Annotated in this window: 13 protein-coding genes; all 13 read left to right on the top strand. The window is 45.5% G+C overall.

Features of this window, described 5'->3' with window-relative positions; translation table 11 throughout:
• Nucleotides 1-32: 32 nt before the first annotated feature.
• The 13 genes from K339_RS0124835 (at nucleotide 33) to K339_RS0124775 (ending at nucleotide 20902) form a co-directional block, all read left to right on the top strand.
• Nucleotides 33-914: a DUF1684 domain-containing protein gene (locus K339_RS0124835; RefSeq protein ID WP_028526028.1), complete on the top strand. Its 882-nt coding sequence runs from the start codon at nucleotides 33-35 to the stop codon at nucleotides 912-914.
• Between the two features lie 11 nt (nucleotides 915-925).
• A complete protein-coding gene (locus K339_RS0124830; protein WP_028526027.1) occupies nucleotides 926-1534 on the top strand; it encodes a c-type cytochrome in 609 nt (202 codons plus the stop codon).
• A gap of 2 nt (nucleotides 1535-1536) precedes the next feature.
• A complete protein-coding gene (gene soxC / locus K339_RS0124825; protein WP_028526026.1) occupies nucleotides 1537-2775 on the top strand; it encodes a sulfite dehydrogenase in 1239 nt (412 codons plus the stop codon).
• A 33-nt stretch (nucleotides 2776-2808) separates the two neighbouring features.
• A complete protein-coding gene (locus K339_RS34705) occupies nucleotides 2809-4056 on the top strand; it encodes an alginate export family protein (protein ID WP_229598811.1) in 1248 nt (415 codons plus the stop codon).
• Nucleotides 4057-4295: 239 nt separating this feature from the next.
• A complete protein-coding gene (locus K339_RS34700) occupies nucleotides 4296-5498 on the top strand; it encodes a dipeptidase (protein WP_051398233.1) in 1203 nt (400 codons plus the stop codon).
• A 13-nt stretch (nucleotides 5499-5511) separates the two neighbouring features.
• Nucleotides 5512-6387: a 4,5-DOPA-extradiol-dioxygenase gene (gene ygiD, locus K339_RS0124810; RefSeq protein WP_028526025.1), complete on the top strand. Its 876-nt coding sequence runs from the start codon at nucleotides 5512-5514 to the stop codon at nucleotides 6385-6387.
• A gap of 401 nt (nucleotides 6388-6788) precedes the next feature.
• Complete coding sequence (locus tag K339_RS0124805; protein WP_028526024.1) at nucleotides 6789-9974, top strand: SusC/RagA family TonB-linked outer membrane protein; 3186 nt, start codon at nucleotides 6789-6791, stop codon at nucleotides 9972-9974.
• 19 nt (nucleotides 9975-9993) lie between these two features.
• On the top strand, nucleotides 9994-11463 hold the full coding sequence (locus K339_RS0124800; protein WP_037301869.1) for a RagB/SusD family nutrient uptake outer membrane protein: 1470 nt from the start codon (nucleotides 9994-9996) through the stop codon (nucleotides 11461-11463).
• A 31-nt stretch (nucleotides 11464-11494) separates the two neighbouring features.
• A complete protein-coding gene (locus K339_RS0124795) occupies nucleotides 11495-13201 on the top strand; it encodes an amidohydrolase (protein WP_051398231.1) in 1707 nt (568 codons plus the stop codon).
• Nucleotides 13201-14364 (top strand): LLM class flavin-dependent oxidoreductase, encoded by a 1164-nt coding sequence (locus K339_RS0124790; RefSeq protein WP_028526021.1) that lies wholly within the window; start codon nucleotides 13201-13203, stop codon nucleotides 14362-14364. The genes K339_RS0124795 and K339_RS0124790 overlap by 1 nt, the downstream gene beginning before the upstream one ends.
• 4 nt (nucleotides 14365-14368) lie before the next feature.
• Nucleotides 14369-15775 (top strand): APC family permease, encoded by a 1407-nt coding sequence (locus K339_RS0124785; RefSeq protein ID WP_028526020.1) that lies wholly within the window; start codon nucleotides 14369-14371, stop codon nucleotides 15773-15775.
• Between the two features lie 688 nt (nucleotides 15776-16463).
• Complete coding sequence (locus K339_RS0124780) at nucleotides 16464-19568, top strand: SusC/RagA family TonB-linked outer membrane protein (protein WP_028526019.1); 3105 nt, start codon at nucleotides 16464-16466, stop codon at nucleotides 19566-19568.
• A 29-nt stretch (nucleotides 19569-19597) separates the two neighbouring features.
• On the top strand, nucleotides 19598-20902 hold the full coding sequence (locus K339_RS0124775; RefSeq protein WP_037301867.1) for a RagB/SusD family nutrient uptake outer membrane protein: 1305 nt from the start codon (nucleotides 19598-19600) through the stop codon (nucleotides 20900-20902).
• Nucleotides 20903-20932 lie beyond the last annotated feature (30 nt).

Below are 20932 nucleotides of genomic sequence, written 5' to 3'. Positions count from 1 at the left end.
ATCAATACATTCATTTAAACAAAAACAAAAAGATGAAAACACCCGTGACGTTTGTAGGCGCCCTCCTGTTGGGAGTAAGCCTGTTGGCTTTCCGTAGTGATACCCCCCACGAAGCCGAGATTAAATCGTGGCACCAAAAACGCATCGAAAGCCTAAAAGCTGAAGAAGGTTGGCTCAATTTAGCGGGTCTTTTTTGGCTAAAAGAGGGCGAAAATACCATTGGCGGAAACGAAAAAAATAGCATCGTTTTCCCCTCAGACCACAGCGATGCGTTTTTGGGTAAAGTGATTCTGAAAAATGGAAAAGTTACGTTCGAGGCCGCCCCGCAAGTTGCCGTACAGTTGGGCGAGCAAGCCGTTTCATCCGCCGACTTATTTCCTTACCAAGGCAAACCTACAGTACTGAAACACAAAACGTTACGCTGGTTTATCATCCAACGAGGCGATAAATTTGCCATTCGTTTGCGCGATTTGGAAGGAACGTACGTCAAAGAATTCAAAGGCATCGAAACCTTTCCTATTACGACAGATTGGAAAGTAAAAGCGAAATTTATTCCGACGGAAGGTAAAAAACTTACCATTTTAGACATCACTGGACGGGCGTACGAGCAAGCTTCCCCTGGCAAATTTGTTTTCACGATTGATGGCAAAGAATATAGCCTTGAGTCAGTAGGGTCGAAAGAACGTCCTCACTTTGTGTTTGGAGATTTGACCAACAAACACGATACTTACGGTGGCGGACGTTTCTTGGACGCGCCTGCTCCCGACGCTGAAGGATATACGTACATTGATTTTAACAAAGCTTATAATCCTCCTTGTGCTTTTACCCCCTACGCTACTTGCCCGTTGCCCACCAAAGAAAATCGGCTACAGGTAGCCATCAAAGCGGGCGAAAAGTACCACGGAGATCACTAAACACTAAAAAAATGCCCCACACTCTAAGCAGGGTACTCTTGACCGTTGTATTACTCCCATTGTTGATTCCAACTTTGGGAGTTTTTCGCGCTGATACCCCCACCCAACTTTCCCCCCAAAATATGCCGTCGGATACCGCTCATTTTCCGCGTTCGTTCGGCTTAGGTAGAGCCGCGACTCCCGATGAAATCAAAAAACTAGACATCGACGTTCGCCCTGACGGGAAGGGCCTGCCAACGGGTTCGGGAATTTCTACCAAAGGCAAATCCATCTTTGAAGCAAAATGCACCCCTTGCCACGGCGTAGGCGGCGTGGGAGGCCCAAACGGTTCGTTGGTCACGTCGGTGCCCGCCGCTGGCAAACGCTCCGAGCGAACCATTGGCAATTATTGGCCGTATGCTACCACCATTTTTGACTACGTGCGCCGCGCCATGCCTTTCAACGCTCCTGGTTCGCTCACCAACGAAGAAGTCTATCACTTAACGGCGTATTTGCTTCATGCCAACAAAATTATCGACGAGACGACGGTCATCGACGCCACAAGTCTGCCTAAAGTAGTCATGCCTGCCCAAAAATCATTCATTCCAGACGACCGCAAAGGTGGCCCCGAAATCAAATAACGATGAAAAATAAACTCATTGAAATCGGGCAAATTGCCCCCAAATTTAGCCGACGAAAATTATTAGGCGGGGCAGCGACTGCCGCCGTTGCCATCGTTCAAACCGCCCAAGGCAAAAACATCCAACAAGCCATTACAGTAAGCGATGTACCCGACGACCCCACCAAAGTAGTAGGCACCTTGGCGGGCGAAGTAGGCACGCGTTCATCGTTTGAGAAGGTGGTCAAAAAACCTTCCGATATATCTTCTCGCTCTCCTTTGCAGGATTTTTACGGAATGATTACCCCTTCCGATCTGCACTTTGAGCGGCACCACGCGGGCGTACCTGCCATTGCCCCCCATAAACACGAATTACTGATTCACGGGCTGGTAGAAAAACCGTTGGTGTTTAAAATTTCGGACCTAAAACGCTTTCCATCGGTATCCCGCATTGCTTTTTTGGAATGTTCGGGCAACTACCGCACGGGCAAAGAAACCCTGACTCCCCAAGAAATTTGCGGGCTCACCAGCCAAAGTGAGTGGACAGGAGTAAAACTTTCGACCTTGTTTCGGGAAGTTGGGGTAAAACCCAACGCCTCGTGGTTTCTGGCCGAGGGAGGTGATGCTGCCGTAATGACCCGCAGCATTCCCATCAAAAAAGGGTGGGACGATGCCATTATTGCTTACGCCCAAAACGGCGAAGCCCTTCGCCCCGAGCAAGGGTACCCCGTTCGGCTGTTTTTGCCTGGTTGGGAAGGCAACACCAGCGTAAAGTGGTTACGTCGCCTCGAACTGTCAGACGCCCCGTTCATGACCCGTGAAGAAACCTCTAAATATACCGAAAGTGTCAACGGCAAAGTTCGACAATTTAGCTTTGACATCGACGCTCGTTCCATCATCACCTATCCTTCTTACCCTCAGCACATTGAGCGAGGCTGGGTCGAAATCAGAGGATTGGCGTGGAGCGGACGCGGCAAAGTAGTCCAAGTAGAAGTGAGTACCAATGCTGGTAAAACTTGGCAGCTCGCCCGACTGCAAGAACCCATTTTGGACAAAGCTCACGTTCAGTTTCGATATTTATGGGAATGGAAAGGCGACGCCACCGAAATCATGAGTCGCGTGACGGACGAAACGGGGTATGTTCAGCCTACGTACCAGCAGCTCATTGCCGCCCGAGGAGCCGACGGAGGCTATCATTTCAACCCCATTGCCTCGTGGCAAATTAAGCCTGATGGCTCCGTACTGCATAAACCTGAGAAGTAAATCCAAATTTGCCCCAATTTTTAACTCCCCAAAATGCCTTTCCTAGCCTTTGTTTCTGCCTTACTGATGATTCAATCTCCCGCCCAAGATTCGGTAAAAAACGATCTTTCGGTCAACGTAGAGATACGTCCCCGTTTGGAATTTAAAGAAAACTATCGACTTTCTTCGGAGGAAAACTATGACCCAACGACATTCATCAGCCAGCGCAACAGGCTAAACATAAGCAACGTACGAAAAAACCTCAACCTCAGAATCTCCTTTCAGGAAATCCATTTGTTCTTGAAAAATGGCATTGGCTCACAGGTAGGCAGTGTCAATTTTAACGAATTGTACATTGAACCAAAGGTTGGGAAGCATTTTTCGGCCATTATCGGTCGTCAAAACTTTCAGTTAGACAACGGGCGAATGTTTTCGGCCGCTCCTTGGTCGCAGCAAAATCGTTCGCATGAAGGCATTCGTTTTCAGTACGTTACTCGTGCTTTCAGAACCGATTTTGCTACCTTTTTTACGCGAGATTACGGCCACCGATTCGAGTCCAGTTATTCGCCCGTTGCTTCTCACAAGTACCAGTATTTGTTGGTGCATCAACTCAAAGGTACTTACCAGCAACTCACTTACACCCTCATCAATTCGGCAGAGCTCTTTGACAAAACCTATTTTAATGCCAAACGCTACGCCTCGGGTGGCCGACTGGAATATACGCTCAAAGGGGTTTATACTACGCTCAGTGCCTTTTACCAATACGGACGAAACCAACAAAACCAGCGCGTAAGGGCCTATTACATTCAACCCGAGGTCAGCGCTACCCTTAAAAAATTTACGTTTAGGGTAGGCGCAGAACTTCTGAGCGGTAATCCCGCCGATGTTAAAAATGGTTATTCTAATTCGTACGAAATTGCCTACGGTGTCGCGTGGAAATTTATGGGTAACATGAACTTTTACGCAAAGTTTCCCGCCGATGTCGCCAACAAAGGTTTGTTTAACCCCTATCTTTTTTTGTTTTATCGCCTCAACAAAAAATTTCAGCTACGCCTCGACAGCCACTTGTTTTACAGCCAATATCCTTTGGCCAACCAGGCAAAAAAATACCTCGGATACGAAGCTGATTTCTCTTTTAATTATAAACCTACCGCTTACGTTGACCTCAACTACGGGCTCTCGATCTATGACCCAACGTCCAGTATGTTACTGTTGAAAAAGATACAAAACACCACCTCCACCCCCATCTGGAGTTATTTGATGATTTCAATCAATCCAACGGTATTTTCGCGAAAAAGCTAATACACTTTTAGCTAAGTTTTTTAAGTTTTACCCACAGATTGACGCTGATTGAAAGTCGCAGATGACGCTGATTAATGACAATATAAAGCCCTTTTCTGCGAAAATCTGCGTTTATTTTGTTCTGCGGGCTTCTGCGGGTAAAAATTGAAACTAGTTAATTAACAATGTACTAACTCATTTACAAACGTTTTTGCGCATTTCAACTTATCCTATATAAACTATATATAAACATTTTTATTATGCAAACAAACCATTTAGGAACCAACCCCTCAGAGCTCGGCTATAAAACACTGCATGAGGTAATCATCACCTTTGATGCTCATGCCGATGTTCGAGACGACTTCAATAGTCCAACCAACAATCCCAACCTCGAAACAGAAGACCAAATCGACTTGCCTAAACTCGAAAGAGGCAAGTTGAACATTGTTAATCTGACGGTTTCGGCACGGACGTCGGCTCCCTCCAAAGCCAATTTTGAGGAAGCCCAAAAGATTGTTTTCCAAAAACTAAAGGCCATTAAACAATGGGTAAAAGAAAACCCCGAAAAACTAGAATTTGTCCATAACTCTCCCGACTACGAGCGGCTGGGATTTAGCAAAAAACACGGCATTATTTTGGGATTTCAGAATGCTTTTTGGTTCAAAGAGCTGAGTGTTATCGACCAGCTTTATGCCGAAGGCGTACGGATTTTTTCTTTCAACCACGTCGGCAATAATGCCTTCTCGGGCTCGTCGCGCCCCGTAGCAGCTTACGGCGATACCGAAGAGGCAGGCTTAACACCGCTAGGCTACAAAGCCGTTAAAAAACTAAATGAGCTGGGCGTTGTCATCGACGTTTCGCAGGCTTCCCGCAAGGCCACACTACAAATCATTGAAGCAAGCAAACACCCCGTAATCGCCTCCAATTCAGGCGTAAAAGGAAAAGTGAACACTAACCGCAACTTGAGTGATGAAGAGCTAAAAGCCATCGCCGACAAAGGGGGCGTGGTACACATTGTGGCCTATTCGAGCTACATGGCCAACAACCCTACGCATCAGGAAGAATACGCCAAGCAAGTCTATGCTCCTTTTGGACTAAAACCGAGTGACGGAAACCCCGCCGACAAACTGAGCAAAGCCGATTACGCTAAGTTCCAAGAAGCTTACCTGAAATTCTCCCGAAAAGGTTGGCAGTTTGCTAACCTCGACGATTACTTGGATTCGGTCGATTATGCCGTAAAACGCATCGGTATTGATCACGTTGGCCTCAGTTCTGATTTTAATCACGGAGGTGGCGTAACGGGCTATGCCAACGTAGGGGAAGCAGAAAATATCACACGTGAGCTACTAAAAAGAGGTTATTCGGAGTCGGACATCCGAAAATTATGGGGTAGAAACTTCTACTTTTTGCTGGACAAAATCGAAAGAAATTCAAAAAATAGCCCTTGGGCGGTATCCAAATAAAACCAACTTAGTGATGAACAGAAAAGACTTTCTCCAAACTTTATCGCTTTTACCTTTGGCAGGCTATGCCGCCAATGCAACGGTAATGAAGCACTTCAACGACAATGCCGCCGCTTCCGACCGAACTCCTTTGTTGTTTATTGGCCACGGAAGTCCGATGAATGGAATTACCGACAACGTTTACAGTGAAGCGTGGAAAAAACTAGGCCAAACGTTAGAACCTCCCAAAGCGATTCTGTGCGTTTCGGCCCACTGGCTCACCAAAGGCACTTACGTAACGGCACTCGAAGAACAACGCACCATTCATTCGTTTAGTAACTTCCCCAAAGAACTATTTGATGTGAGGTATAATGTCAAAGGAAATCCTCAATTAGCAAAACAAACGCAAGAGTTGATCAAGAACACTCAGATTGAATTCAGCCACGACTGGGGACTAGATCACGGGGCTTGGACGGTCATCCGAAGACTATACCCCGAAGCTAACATCCCTGTTATTCAGCTAAGTATTGACTATTCAAAACCTGCGGAATACCATTATCAACTTGGAAAACAGTTGGCTTCGTTACGCCGAAAAGGCGTCTTGATTTTAGGAAGCGGCAATATCATTCACAATCTCTACACTACCTCCAACAACGCCAAGCCGTTTGACTGGGCCATTGAGGCAAAGGAAAAATTCAACAAGTTGATAGCCGATAAAAATCATACCCCGTTGTTGAAATACCAATCCTTGGGTGAGTATGCCAACAACGCCATTCCTACCCCCGATCACTTCTTTCCGTTGCTCTACGTATTGGGGTTACAGGAGAAGGACGAAAATGTATGCTTTTTCAACGATGATATTCTTTCGGGCAGCCTTTCCATGACCTCGCTTCACATTGAAAAAGGGTAAATAAATGGGCTGAAGTAAAGTAACAATTGCCGACACTTCCCATATCTCTACTCACTACATGCACTATTTTTAGTACTATAAACAGATAGAGAAATGGGTATTTTTACTAAAAAAAATTATATTTATTTTTTGGTTTTTATTTCAAATAGGCTCACATTTGCACGTCTCTTCTTCCTAGATAAAGAAAGTAGGATAGAGAGCGTGATGATGTGAGTTTATTTGTGCAGAGACTATATTCAAGCATATACTAATCCTTGTTTAACGAGTCGAACGTGATACTTCTTGGGAAAAAAGCCCTGAGAAGGTAAATGATTTTTTATCGTTTTTTATTTATATATAAAAAATATAGTTTAAGTATTTTATTTGACAAAATGCTTTTAACTCACCAAACATTTGACAAAATGAGAAAAACAGTATCCCTACTTCTCTTGGCGTTGGCATTCTTGGGAACGTACACCCTCCACGCCCAGAACAGCGAGCCAACCATCAACGCCAAATTAAATGGGCGCATTTTTGACCACCGCACCAACGAGCCCGTTCTCGGCGCTACCATTCAAATCAAAGGCACGACCAACGGTGCCACTTCCAACCAAGAAGGGGCTTTTCATTTACAAACGGGGCAAAAGTTTCCGTTTACGATCGTAGTTAGTTTTATTGGTTACCAAACCAAAGAAGTGACGGTCGAATCTAGCCCCATCGTGGTTGACCTCGAAGAAGACGCCAAACAACTGTCGGAAGTCGTGGTGACGGGGTATGGCAGCGAAAGCAAAAAAGCCTTCACGGGCTCGGCCGTAAAAGTCTCTGCTTCGCAATTAGAAAATCGCCCTGCCCAAAGTCTCGACCAGTTATTAGGCGGGCAAGCAGCGGGCGTCAACATCGTACAGCCCAGTGGTGCGTTAAACAGTACTCCTGTTTTTCGGATTCGCGGTATCAACTCCATCACTTCATCGGTGTATCCGTTGATTATCGTTGACGGGGTGACCGTATTTACGGGGTCGGCGGGAGGATCGGTCGGCAACAACCCTTTGGCCGACATCAACCCCAACGACATCGAATCGATTGATGTACTAAAAGATGCTTCGTCGGCGGCTATTTACGGTTCGCGTGCGGCCAATGGTGTCGTGGTCATTACCACCAAAAAAGGAAAAAAAGGCAAAACAAAAGTCAACTACGATACGTGGGTAAGCTGGAGCAAGCCGTTCAATTTACCTAAATTACTCAATGCGGAAGATTACGTAACCATCAAAAACGAAGCGCGTACCAATGCAGGTTTAACGCCTGGGTTTGTATTGGGCAAAAACGCCGACGGCTCCACCGTCGAAACCAATTGGTACGACGTCGCCTACCAAACGGGTGTTTCGCAAAACCACACCCTCAACGTATCAGGCGCCAACGACGCGACCAGTTATTTTGTATCGGTCAATTATTCCAAACAAAATGGTATCCTGAAAACCAATGCGTTTGACCGTAAAACGGCGCGGGTAAACTTAGACCATAAACTGAACAAAAGCATTACGATTGGTACCAATTTTTCGTTTACCAATTCTCTAAATACGGGCCCTAACTCAGGCGGAATCGGCCCCAATTCCATTGCAAGTTCGTCGGGCAACAGCGTGAATACTCAGTACATTGGCCTACAGCCGTTGGCACGTATGACCTACATTTTGCCACCTAACGTGCCCGTTTACAACGCCGATGGCTCGTACAATATCAATACCTCAAACGGCAACATCGGTTATGGGCCGAACAGTACTGCCCTGGGGGTATTTAATGCCTATAATTTGCAGTCGATTTTAGATCTTGACAAAAACTCGTCGGAGAACAACACGCTGTTAGGAAGTATTTTTGCGGAAGTAGAGCTTCTCAAAGACCTCAAATTTAAGACCGTTTACGGCATCAATAATTTGGTCATTGAAAACAAGGAATTTCGTAACCCTCAGAGCGGCGACGGCTTCGCTACCAAAGGAACAGCCGCCAATTCTACCACGACGTTTTTTCGCTCCAACTGGACCAACACCCTCACCTACAACACTACCTTCTCGGATGTGCATAACCTAAAAGTATTACTAGGCCACGAGGAAATCTACCGCAAAGTAGATGGCTGGGGAGCAACGCGCACGGGACTTGCCGACCCCTTCTTTACTTCGTACCAAGGAGGTTTTACCAACATCACGCCTTCATCCACGGTGCAGTCAGAAAACGGGTTGCTTTCATTTTTTAGCAACATCAACTACGACTATAACCGCAAGTACTTAGTAAGCCTCAACTTCCGCCGCGATGGTTTATCGGCCTTAGCCGAGGGAAATAAATGGGGTAACTTTGGCGGTGGTTCGGTTGGGTGGAACATTTCGGAAGAGAATTTTTACCAAAACTCATCATTGAAAAACTACGTTAACTCCCTCAAAATCAGAGCTAGTTACGGCGTAGTTGGAAACAGCAGTTTGAGCGACTATGCCTCGCTTTCGCAGTACAGCTCAAGCACCTACGCGGGCGTCCCTACCTTGTACTTTGGGCAAGCAGGAAACGCCAATTTACGGTGGGAATCGAGCAAGAAAACCGATATTGGGATAAGTGTAGGCATTTTGAACAATCGCTTTACGTTGGAAGCTGATTACTACAAAAATACCATTGACGACCTCATTTTAAGTGCCCCCCAATCGCTTTCTCAAGGGATTCCTGGCAACTCAATTTCGGCCAATGTGGGTTCGTTGTACAATGAAGGATTCGAGTTTGCGATCAACGGTAGCATTATCAATGGGAAGAAGTTTCAGTGGAATGCTAATTTTAACATTGCCACCCTCAAAAATCGCGTAACGGCGTTGGGTACAGGAGGAGATATTTATCCTACGGTCATCAGCACGTTTGGGATTCAAAACATCACTCGCGTGGGTTATTCAGTAGGTTCTATTTTTGCGGTGCCTTCGCTTGGTATCAATCCTGCCAACGGAAACCGTATCTACCTCAATGCCAACGACCAACAAGTACAATACGACGCGTTGAAGCGCACCTTCACGACCCTCGAAGGAACAGCGGTGGCTGCCATTGACAACTACAAAGACGGTCGTATTCAGGGGCCTTCATTACCTACGTATTACGGAGGGTTGAACAACAACTTTACCTACGGCAACTTCGATTTGACGATTGGGCTCATTTTCTCGGGAGGAAATAAGATTTACAACGGAACAAAAGGGACGCTTTCTGACCAACGTTATTTCAACAATGGTACGTGGATCAAAGACCGTTGGACAACCCCAGGCCAAGTCACCGACGTACCTAAGCTCGTATGGGGCGATAGCTTCAGCGGTGGTTTCTCTTCGACCAACTCCGCCTTTGTGGAAGACGGCTCTTTCTTGAAATTGAAAAACATTGCCTTTGGCTACAATGTACCGCTTCAAAACGGCTCGTTTTCAAAATACGTATCGTCGATTAAAGCGTACGTTCAAGCCTCTAACATCTTGACCTTCACAAAATACACTGGCTCAGACCCTGAAATTTCGATCAATGGGAACTCCGTCAACTCTGGAAAAGACCAAAACGTCCCCGTCAATGCTTCGGTCATCACGTTGGGCTTAAACGTTGGTTTTTAATTATTTAACATTTCAAAAAATGAAAAAGAATTCTTTCTATACCCCACATTTTCGTCGCTCTCTTTTGGTTTCGGCCGTATTGATTGGTTCGTTGTCTAGCTGCCGCGAAAACCTCTTGAACCCCGTTCCTGTCACAAGTATTTCGACGGACGCCGCCTACAGTACGCCTGCCAAAATTTTGGCACAAGTCAACGGCCTGTACTCACTGTTTGGCAGTCAATCCTATTTTGGAGGTCGCCATGTGGTCTTTAATGAACAACGAGGCGACGAATTTAGCCAAAACGACGGCAACAACTCCACGGGTGCCAACGTCTGGAACCAGTCGATTACGTCTTCGGGCGACTTCGTAAATGCGGTTTGGAGTTCGGCCTATACCACCATTAATTCGGCCAATATTTTGATAGAAAACCTGAGCACATCCACGGTCCTAACCGATGATTTACGCAAGAATTACGTTGCGGAAGCCAAGTTTTTACGGGCGTTTGCTTATTTTAGTTTAGCACAAACCTACGCCAAGCCTTACCTCCAAAGCAGTACAGCGGCAGCATTGCCTCTTCGCTTAAAGGCCGAGACGTCGGGTGGCAACAATGACTTCACTTTCAGTACGGTAGCCGAAGTATATGCACAAATTTTGAAAGACTTAAACGATGCGGAAGCCGATTTACCCGTGACGTACTCAACGCCGCTTTTGGTCGCTTCACGTGCCCACAAAGCAACGGCAATTGCCCTGAAAACCCGCGTTAACTTGGTAAAAGGCGATTATGCTGCCGTAGTCACCGAAGCAAAAAAAATCGTTTCGGACGTCGCTCCTTATCAGTACGTTTCGGGGACATTGACGCATAAACTAGAGGCCAACATCGCTACCGTTTTCGGAGGTTCGTACGTAGGCAACGAAGTGCTTTTAACCATTCCTTACATCAATCCGACCGAAGCGCCAGGGTTGCAAAGTGCGCTGGCGGCCAACTACCTAACGCCCGTTATTTACCTTAGCACGACGGGCATTGTCGCCGACCCAGTATTTGCCTCGGCAACCTCGAACGACGCACGTAAAGGCTTGATTACTACCAACACAACGGGACAAAAACTAGTACGAAAATTCCCAAAAAACTCAGCACCTTTCTCGGATTATGTGCCCCTCGTTCGCTACGCGGAAGTACTGCTCAACTATGCCGAAGCGGCTGCCCAAACGAGCGATTTGACGACGGCTACGGCGTTATTGAAAGCCGTTCGGAACCGTTCGGATGCGAGTTATACGTTCACAAAAGGAATCTCGTCTAAAGAAGAATTGATTGAAACGATTCTTAACGAACGTCGGATTGAACTACTGGGAGAAGGCTTCCGAACGCCTGATTTGTTGAGAAGAGTCCAAAAATTGCCTGCAAAAATCGGAAACGCAGGCGTTGCACCCGAAGTATTGCCCACAGCGGCCAACTACGTATGGGCTATCCCAAGCAACGAACTGGCTTACAACAAATTAGCTCCAAGATAAAATCTACTCCCAAATTTCAATTTACCATTCGATGAAAAAAGTCATTCTCAGTATTTCACTTTTCTGGGCAAGCACGGCGGTGTTTGCTCAGAAAACCCCTGCCGATAAGATTTTTATTAACGGTAAAATCATAACGGTCGATAGCCAAAACTCCATTGCCCAAGCCGTGGCCGTCCAAGATGGCAAAATTTTAGCGGTTGGCACTACCAAAGACATTGAAAAGCTGAAAGGTAAAAACACCCAAGTCGTAGATTTGGGTGGAAAAACCGTCACCCCAGGTTTTATTGATGGGCACAGTCACTTTATGAGTTTTGGCCGCGCCAACCTAGCCAATCTCAACCCACCACCCGTCGGTAACATCCGTAAAATCGCCGACATCGTGGCCGAATTGCAGAAATTTAAAGCCCAGAAGGGACTCAAAGATAGCGACTGGATCAGTGGATTTGGCTACGATGTGGACCAATTGGAAGAAAAACGACACCCACGTAAAGAGGATTTTGATGCTGCTTTTCCCAACAACCCCGTCGTTATAACGCACGTATCGGGGCACATGTCGGTTGCCAACTCGGCCGCTTTGAAGGCAGGTGGCGTCACTTCAGAAACACCCGACCCTGCGGGGGGCGTCATTGAGCGCAAAGAAAATTCAAAAGAACCCACAGGTCTCCTGCAAGAAAAAGCCCAAGGATTGGTGCGGGTCAATTTGAGTGGGTCGAGTAAGGGAACCGTAGAAGAGCGATTGGCCCAACTCAAAGAACAACAAGAATACTATGCGAGTTTTGGCGTCACTACGGCCCAAGACGGCAGCAGTAGTTTTGAGTCGTTAGAGTTGCTCCGCGAAGCCGCCAAACGTGGTGAGTTAGTGATTGACATTGAAGCATTGCCTTCGTATCCCATTGTAGATAAAGTCATTAACAACCCTGATTATCAATACGGTGTTCTAAAAAATCACTTTAAAATCAACGGGTTTAAATTTTTCTCGGATGGGTCACCTCAAGGCAAGACTGCCTTTTTTGGCAAAGCCTATTTGACCAAAGTCCCAGGCTGCGACCATGCCGAGTGTCGGGGGTTTCCTGTGGTTACCCAAGACCAATTCAACGAGGCGATTATCAAGAGCTTTAAAAACAATATTCAGCCCTACGTTCACTGCAATGGCGACGCGGCGATTGACATGTACATCACGGCCGTAGAAAACGCCAATAAAGTACTAGGAACCAAGAGCCTTGGCCGCCGTCCTGTGGTCATTCACTCGCAGTTTGTCCGCCTCGACCAACTCGACAAATACAAAGAACTTGGCTTTTTACCTTCCCTTTTCAGCAACCACGCCTTTTTCTGGGGCGATGTACACGAGACAAACTTAGGCTACGACCGTGCAAAGTTTTTAAGCCCTCTCAAAACCGCCCAGACCAAAGGAATCATTGCGACCAACCACACCGACTTTGGCGTGACGCCCATCAATCAATTGTTTTTGTTGTGGACATCCGTTGAACGTAAATCTCGTTCGGGAAAAGTCATTGGCCCCGAAGAGCGCCTGACTCCCCTCGAAGGGCTGCGTGCCATCACCATCAATGGCGCCTACGAATACTTTGAGGAGAACCTAAAAGGCTCTCTCGAAAAAGGAAAACTAGCGGATTTAGTAGTGCTTTCGGACGACATTCTGACCATCGAACCGTCAAAAATCAAAGACGTGGTCGTCTTAGAAACCATCAAAGAAGGGAAAACAGTATTTAAGAAAAAGTAATGACACTTTCAAAAATAACAACGGCCGACATCCGAACCACCCAAAGAGTCGCCGAAATCGCGTGGTTTAATGACATCATTGGCGGCGATACCGACTATTTAGGCGTGCTAGACAGCGCTCGAAGAAGCAGTTTTGACCATTGCCGCGACATCACACTCGAAGCCGAGCGTTTGGGATTTAGCAATATTTTGTACCCAACGGCCTATACCGTAGGGCAAGATGTGCTGACGATTACCTCCGCGCTGGCCCAAGAAACGAGTGAAATTACTTTTTTGGCCGCCATCAGGACGGGCGAAATCCACCCGCCGATGCTGGCGAGAGCGTTGGCCTCCCTCGACCACCAATTGAAGGGACGACTCATTTTGAACATCATTAATTCTGACTTACCAGGTACGCGCGAAAACGCCGATTTCAGGTACCAACGTTGCACCGAAGTCATCGAAATTCTGAAACAGGCTTGGACACAAGACCGAATTCAATTTAAGGGCGAAATTTACAACTTTGATATGCCCGCCGACCCCGTGAAACCCTACCAAAACGGCGGCCCGCTCCTTTATTTCGGCGGTACGTCTGACGGCTCGCGCGAGGTCTGTGCCAAACATTGTGACGTGTTTTTGATGTGGCCAGAGTCGGAAGAAGCCATGTATGCAACCATGCAAGACATGACGGCAAGAGCGGCAAAATACGGCCGAAAAATAGATTTTGGCCTCCGAATTCACGTAGTAGCGCGCGAAACGCAAGAAGAAGCACGGGCCTATGCCAAAAAACTGATTTCAAAATTTGATGAAAAACGCGCCGCTGAAATCCGAGCTCGGGGCGAAGACTCTCGTTCGTTGGGCGTTATTCGCCAAGACGAGTTTCGTAAAACGGCCGATGATGATGGCTATACCGAAGAAATACTTTGGACCCACATTGGAAAGGTGTTTTCGGGCTGTGGCAGTGGACTGGTAGGAAGTGCCGAACAGATTGTATCAAAGCTCAATCGCTACATGGACATGGGTTTCCGAGCTTTCATATTTTCGGGTTTTCCGCTGATTGAGGAAGCCAATCATTTTGCAGAACTGGTTTTGCCTCATTTGCCTAATGTTTCGTTGCCAAGGCTTTACGACAAAATCCCCGCCGAAATCCCCGCCACTCCCCTAACCACCGCCGAACTGGTGTAAGCCTATGTCTCAACAAGAAGAAAAAGTTGAATTTAAACGCGAACTAGGGCTCGTCGATGCGGCTTTGCTTGCGGCGAGCGGCATGATTGGATCGGGGATATTTATTGTCAGCGCCGACGTAACCCGAAACGTTGGTTCGGCGGGTTGGCTCATCGTGGTTTGGCTCATTGGTGGTTTTATGACCCTGACAGCGGCCGTAAGCTACGGCGAACTCAGTGGAATGTACCCAAAAGCAGGCGGGCAATATGTGTATTTGAAAGAAGCATACGGCCGCTTGGTCGCTTTTCTCTACGGCTGGAGTCTTTTTACCGTCATCCAAACGGGTACAATTGCGGCCGTTTGCGTGTCATTTTTTAAATTTTTGGCCTATTTTTTCCCTATTTTCAGCGAAGATTTAGTGGCTTTTCAGCTAGGAGACTCCTTTAAAGTGTCACCCGCCCAGCTCTCTTCTATCGCGTTACTTTTTTTGTTGACGTACCTCAATACCAGAGGGCTGAAACTGGGGAAAATCGTCCAAAGCATTTTTACTAGCACCAAACTCTTGAGTTTATTGGGGCTTACGCTCTTCGGTTTTATTTACCTCAAACCCGACATTTGGCAATCAAACTGGACTGAACCCTTTCACTTACAACGGCTTACCAAAGCGGGCAATTTTGAGCAGTACGCCGACACCCCCGCGCTGTGGGGAGCCATTGCAGCCGCATTGGTCGGAACCGTCATTAGCTATGATGCTTGGAACAATGTAACGTTTGTAGCGGGTGAAATCAAAAACCCCAAACGAAATATTGGATTGAGTTTACTGATAGGAACCGCCGTAGTTACCTTCATTTACGTTTCCATCAACCTCATGTTCACGGCGGTGTTGCCCATCGAAGCCCTTGGTACGCCCGAAAAAGACCGCGTCGGAATTGTAGCGGCGCAAGCCATCTTTGGGGCAAGTGGTACCGCCGTGATTGCCGTTTTGATTTTGATTTCCTCGTTTGGCTGCGCCAACGGTATGATTTTGGCGGGGGCAAGGGTTTATTACAGCATGGCGCAAGATGGACTTTTTTTTAGAAAAACGGGCGAACTCAACAAAAATGCCGTTCCTGCATACGCCCTGTGGTTGCAATTTTTGGTAGCGGTAGCGCTAAGTCTGAGCGGCCGCTACGGCGATTTGCTCGACATGATTTCGTTTGTGGTCGTCATTTTTTATGTATTGACGATTGCAGCTATCTACGTTCTACGCAAAAAAGAACCCAACCTCGACCGTCCCTACAAAGCCTGGGGCTATCCCATTTTGCCTGCCATTTATATCTTAATGGGATTAGCTTTTTGTACCTTACTCATCATTTACAAACCCACCTACACCTGGCCAGGTCTCATCATCGCGGGACTGGGTGTCCCTGTTTATTATTGGGTGAAGCGATAAGCGTATTTTATTTAGGGTATATTGAACAGTCCACTATCCATAAGTGGCGATTCAATATGCCCTAAATGGGTATTCTAATCAAAAATAAAAAATCTATTAAAATAGTATTTTACTGAAATTTTCTTTTTTTATTTTTTATCAAAAATCAGAGTTAAATTTAAAATATACACACTATCCTTGCTATAATTATACAAATATGAGAGTACTGAAATGATACAATAAAAATCGCTTATTATGAAGCAGTTAAAACGCTGAAAGTCGATAGATTTATAACAAAAAAATCGAAAATAAATCATTTTTTTACTTGTTTATTTCAAACATGATTTTCAACTTTGCAATCACAATTAAAAATACTAATTGTAGATCTATATTTACGAACGCCTAGTTACACTTCTTCTATCATTCAAACACCAAAAAACGCTAGTTTGGTAAGCATTTTTTTCAACTAGTCTCTGTTTATTTTTAACGCAAATACCATCAAACGAGCAATTTATTTTTAGTAAATTATATATATAAACTATAGATTTTAACGCAAAACAAAAAGCTACTAGTTTATAAACAAAACGTGCCAGAGTAGCGGCAACTACCCTGGCACTTGTTAAATTTTTTAAGGCTCATTGGCTATGATTCTTAATGACTGTTTGACAGTCACTGTTACCTTATTGTTTAATTTAACCCTCGCAAAGTAATGAAAAAAAAACAATTACTTTTATTATTTTTCACGCTAGTTTACGGACTTGCTTTTTCCCAAAATACCCCGACCATTAATGCCACGTTATCAGGCAAAATTGTCGATAAAACTACGCAGGAGCCCCTCATCGGTGCATCCGTCCTAATAAAGGGTACGACCAATGGTGCCATCACCGACGTTGAAGGTAAGTTTTACTTAAAAACGGGTCAAAAATTACCTTTTACCCTTGTTTCCAGTTTTATCGGTTATACTTCACAAGAAATTGTAGTTGATAAAAACACCATTATCATTGAATTAGCACCCGATGCACGCCAACTCGGCGAAATCGTAGTGGTTGGTTACGGAACCCAAGAAAAAAAGAGTTTGATAAGCAGCATTGCCAAGATTAATCCTAAAGAAACTCAAACAACACCTGTAGCAAGTTTTGACGCCCAACTCCAAGGACAAGCAGCTGGTGTACAAGTAAATACCTTTTCTGGAATGCCTGGTGAGGGCGTTCGCGTACAAGTGAGGGGAACGGGGTCTATCAACTCAAGTAATGACCCTCTTTACGTTATCGACGGAGTATTTGCGAATAATAATACACTATCAACCATAAACCTCGGTAGCAAATTTACCTCTCCGCTAGCCGACTTCAATCCCGCCGACATTGAAAGTATTGAGATTCTGAAAGATGCGAGCGCCGTGGCCATTTACGGGTCACGAGGTGCCAATGGTGTGGTTTTGATAACGACCAAAAGGGGCAATTATGAAGCACCCAAAACCAAATATGACCTCAATGTATCTCAAGGTGTACAGTGGGCTGACCCAACTCGCATGTGGGAGCTCACCACTGGTCCCGAACATGCAACGCTGGTGAACGAAGCTTACACCAACTCAGGCATTGAGAATCCTGCTCAAACCAGATATTCGTTTGCGACCCGTCCATTCCAACCAAATACCAAAGGAATTGCAGACCCTTTCTCAACAACTTTACGAGGTAATCCCGAAGACCAGCAAACCTATGACCGTCTATCCAAAGTTTTTCGTACTGCCCAAATCAAGAATTATGATTTTAGTGTCAGAGGCGGTGGAAAAAGCATTCGTTATTATTTGGGAGCAGGTTATACCAAACAAGAAGCCATCTTACGACCAGCTTCTTTTGAAAGGGCAAGTTTCAAGTTTAACTTCGATACAAAGCTCAACGAAAATGTAACATTTGGTTCAAGCAATGGTGTGTATCGTTCGTTTCGTCAGCAAGTTCGTGGTGGGGCTGGACAAGAAGCGGGGCATTTATTATCGGCCCTGCATCACCCAACGTATTTTCCCTTTACGTATGCTGACGGCACTTTTTCAAGAGGCTCTATTTATGAAAGTATTGACAATTTAATTGACATAAATACGGCTAATATTTCAACTACAAGTTTGCGGTATTTAGGAAATCAATTTGTAGAAGTGAATGTACTTCCGAATCTAAAATTTAAAACTTCCTTCGGATTAGATTACAATATATACAATGAACAAGAGTTCTTTAACGATCAAACTCAAATTGGAGGCGTGCTCAATCCTGGTGGATACAAAAATGAAGTCAACACCAACTTTAGCGTATTTGTTAATGAGCAAACACTGGCGTACAAAAAAACATTTGGGAAAAACCACAATTTCTCTGCTCTGATTGGGAACACCATTCAAGCTACCAATCTAAAAGTGCTTTCAGCCACTGGTTTTGGTTTCCCTAATAACTCTTTTCAGCAAATCTCAGCTGCGTCTAATAGAACATCGGCCCAAAGTGCTTCGAAATCAACTTTAGCTTCTTTCTTTGGTCGCCTAACTTACAACTTTGACAACCGCTATTTTCTTGAGGGCACATTCCGAGCAGATGCCTCTTCTAAGTTTGGAGCCAATAATCGTTGGGGCTATTTCCCAGGCATTGGAGCTGCGTGGAGAGTGAAACAAGAAGCATTTTTGCGCAACGTGGACGTCATTTCGGATTTAAAACTTCGGGTCAGTGCAGGTACGGCAGGTAACCAAAACGGAATCAGTGATTTTGCCGCTCTTGGTCTTTGGAATGGAACAGCCCAATACCCCGACAACCTCACGAGTGGTGATAAATCAGGAACCGCTCCGTCACAGTTGGCTAACCCCGATTTGAAATGGGAAAAAACTGCCACGTACAACGTTGGGGTTGATTTAGGGCTTTTCAAAGACCGCCTGTTTGTTGACCTAAATGCGTATTACAAATACACTACCGACGCCCTACTCTACGTACCTATTCCTGGTAGTACTGGTTATGCAAGCGTACTCTCCAACGGGGGTGAGGTAAGTAATAAAGGGGTTGAGCTCGCCGTTACTTCAACAAATATCAAGCGTTCGGGTTGGGAATGGAGTACCACATTCAATATCGCCCGAAATGTTAACCGTGCCGAAAAGCTCGTTAGCCCCATTACTTTTGAAGCCCGTGAATACATTCGTACGCAAGAAGGGGCGGCACTAGGCTCTTATTGGTTGTACAAACAACTCTACGTGGACTCAGAAACAGGAAATGCCGTTTTTGACGATGTGGATAAAGACGGAAAACTTACCGCCGCTGACCGTCAACTTTTAGGAAACTTAATTCCTGACTTTTTTGGTGGGTTAACCAACCGTATCTCTTACAAAGGTTTTGACCTAAACCTCCTGCTTACTTTTCAGTACGGCAATAAAGTATATAACTTCAACCGCTTCATTCTGGAAGGTGGCGGTACGAGAGATGCTTCTCGTTCGATCTTAAAAAGTCAGCTAAATCGTTGGCAAAAACCTGGCGATGTTACTGACGTTCCTCGACTTACTTTTTTTGGCAATAATTATACAATTGAGCAAAACAGTCGCTTTTTGGAGGATGGCTCGTTTTTGCGGGTGAAATCGTTGAGCATTGGCTACTCATTTCCTACGCGCGTTGCGAGAGCCATCAAAGCTGAAAAAGTTCGCTTGTTTGCCCAAGGCACCAACCTCTGGATTTTCACCAAATACACAGGTGCCGACCCTGAGTCTTCTGGTAGTGCCTTACAAAACCGCCAAGGCTTAGACACAGCTACCCCTCCTCAACCTGTTGGTATTCAAGTGGGAGCGAGTATTTCTTTTTAATTATTTCCACCAAAGTAACTTTTATTCAAATGAAGAAATTTATTGTCATCCTATTTCTTTGCACTGGGGTTAGTCTTCAATCTTGCAAAAACTTTCTGGAGGTTCAGCCACTTGACCAAGTTTCGGACGAACAAACCATCTTTGATAAAACCTCCGCTGAAACAGCCGTAAGGGGTGCTTACCGTGGACTTGCCAACCTCAACTACAGCGGTGGGTTTCAAAATACAATTTTACAATCTGGCGCCGACATCGTTTCGGTCAACGTAGGTTTGACTGACCTATCGGTTACAAATTACAATTTACGTTCTGATATTCCCTTTCTGCAAACTTATTGGAACAACAACTATAACACAATCAATCGAACCAATCACATCCTGGAGAAAGTCCCGCTGGTTAATGACGTAAAATTGACTACGGAGCTAAAAAATCAGTTTTTAGGGGAAGCCTACTTCATTCGTGCGTTGTCCTATTTTGACTTAGCGCGGTTGTACGGAGGGGTTCAGTTGTTTCTAACACCCACCAAATCCGTTGCCGACAAACTGGGGGTCAAAAAAAGTACGCAAGCCCAAGTCTATGCCCAAGTGCTGGATGATCTTACAAAAGCCGAAGCCTTGTTGCCTTCTACGATTGTCCGTAATCGAGCTACTAAATTCACAGTGTATGCACTTCGCGCCCGTTTGTACCTCTACCTAAAACGCTACGATGACGCGGAAAAAGACTTAAATTTAGTCCTAGCAAACACCAATTATCGCCTGATAAAACCGTTCAATTTGGCAAGTGGCACCACAGAATCTGTTTTTGAGCTTACCTATACCATCAACAATCAAAACCCAGGTTTTACACTTTGGCAGGGCAACCGTCAGCTTTCGCCCACTGCGACGCTACACGCACTGCTAAACGACCCCAAAGTAGGTGGAGGCAGAAAAATTCTCTCTAAGCTAAACGCGTCTAATCAGTTTATTGGCAGCATTTTTCCCACCAATACGTCGGCAAACTACGTGATTCGCACCGCCGAATTGTACCTGAACCGAGCGGAGGCGAGATTAAATAAATCTACGCCCGACATTGAAGGAGCACTTAGCGACCTCAACCAAGTAAAAAGCCGTTCGGAAATATCCAACAGCACCGCAACCACCAAAGAGGCGATTTTACTTGACATAGAAAATGAGCGACGTATAGAGTTTGCGTTAGAGCCACATCGTTGGTTTGATTTGGTAAGAACAGGCCGCGCTTCCGCAGTTCTAAAACTCGCCGATGCCAACAAATACATCTTTCCCATTCCCGCCAACGAAATTTCTACGAACCCAGTGTTAGAACAAAATCCTGGTTACTAATTCTTATTCTTTTCGCTTGATACTTCCTTA

Origin of the sequence: Runella limosa DSM 17973 (assembly GCF_000482465.1) — a bacterium.
GTDB classification, from domain to species: domain Bacteria; phylum Bacteroidota; class Bacteroidia; order Cytophagales; family Spirosomataceae; genus Runella; species Runella limosa.
The sequence above is the reverse complement of the archived record's forward strand: the minus strand, read 5'-3'. Positions and strand labels throughout refer to the sequence as shown.

Excerpts from the sequence above, each read along its gene's own strand:
- K339_RS0124830 (WP_028526027.1), top strand. The coding sequence starts at position 926 with ATGCCCCACACTCTAAGCAGGGTACTCTTGACCGTTGTATTACTCCCA.
- K339_RS0124805 (WP_028526024.1), top strand. The coding sequence starts at position 6,789 with ATGAGAAAAACAGTATCCCTACTTCTCTTGGCGTTGGCATTCTTGGGA.
- K339_RS34700 (WP_051398233.1), top strand. The coding sequence starts at position 4,296 with ATGCAAACAAACCATTTAGGAACCAACCCCTCAGAGCTCGGCTATAAA.
- K339_RS0124780 (WP_028526019.1), top strand. The coding sequence starts at position 16,464 with ATGAAAAAAAAACAATTACTTTTATTATTTTTCACGCTAGTTTACGGA.
- ygiD (WP_028526025.1), top strand. The coding sequence starts at position 5,512 with ATGAACAGAAAAGACTTTCTCCAAACTTTATCGCTTTTACCTTTGGCA.
- soxC (WP_028526026.1), top strand. The coding sequence starts at position 1,537 with ATGAAAAATAAACTCATTGAAATCGGGCAAATTGCCCCCAAATTTAGC.
- K339_RS0124795 (WP_051398231.1), top strand. The coding sequence starts at position 11,495 with ATGAAAAAAGTCATTCTCAGTATTTCACTTTTCTGGGCAAGCACGGCG.
- K339_RS34705 (WP_229598811.1), top strand. The coding sequence starts at position 2,809 with ATGCCTTTCCTAGCCTTTGTTTCTGCCTTACTGATGATTCAATCTCCC.
- K339_RS0124790 (WP_028526021.1), top strand. The coding sequence starts at position 13,201 with ATGACACTTTCAAAAATAACAACGGCCGACATCCGAACCACCCAAAGA.
- K339_RS0124800 (WP_037301869.1), top strand. The coding sequence starts at position 9,994 with ATGAAAAAGAATTCTTTCTATACCCCACATTTTCGTCGCTCTCTTTTG.
- K339_RS0124775 (WP_037301867.1), top strand. The coding sequence starts at position 19,598 with ATGAAGAAATTTATTGTCATCCTATTTCTTTGCACTGGGGTTAGTCTT.
- K339_RS0124835 (WP_028526028.1), top strand. The coding sequence starts at position 33 with ATGAAAACACCCGTGACGTTTGTAGGCGCCCTCCTGTTGGGAGTAAGC.
- K339_RS0124785 (WP_028526020.1), top strand. The coding sequence starts at position 14,369 with ATGTCTCAACAAGAAGAAAAAGTTGAATTTAAACGCGAACTAGGGCTC.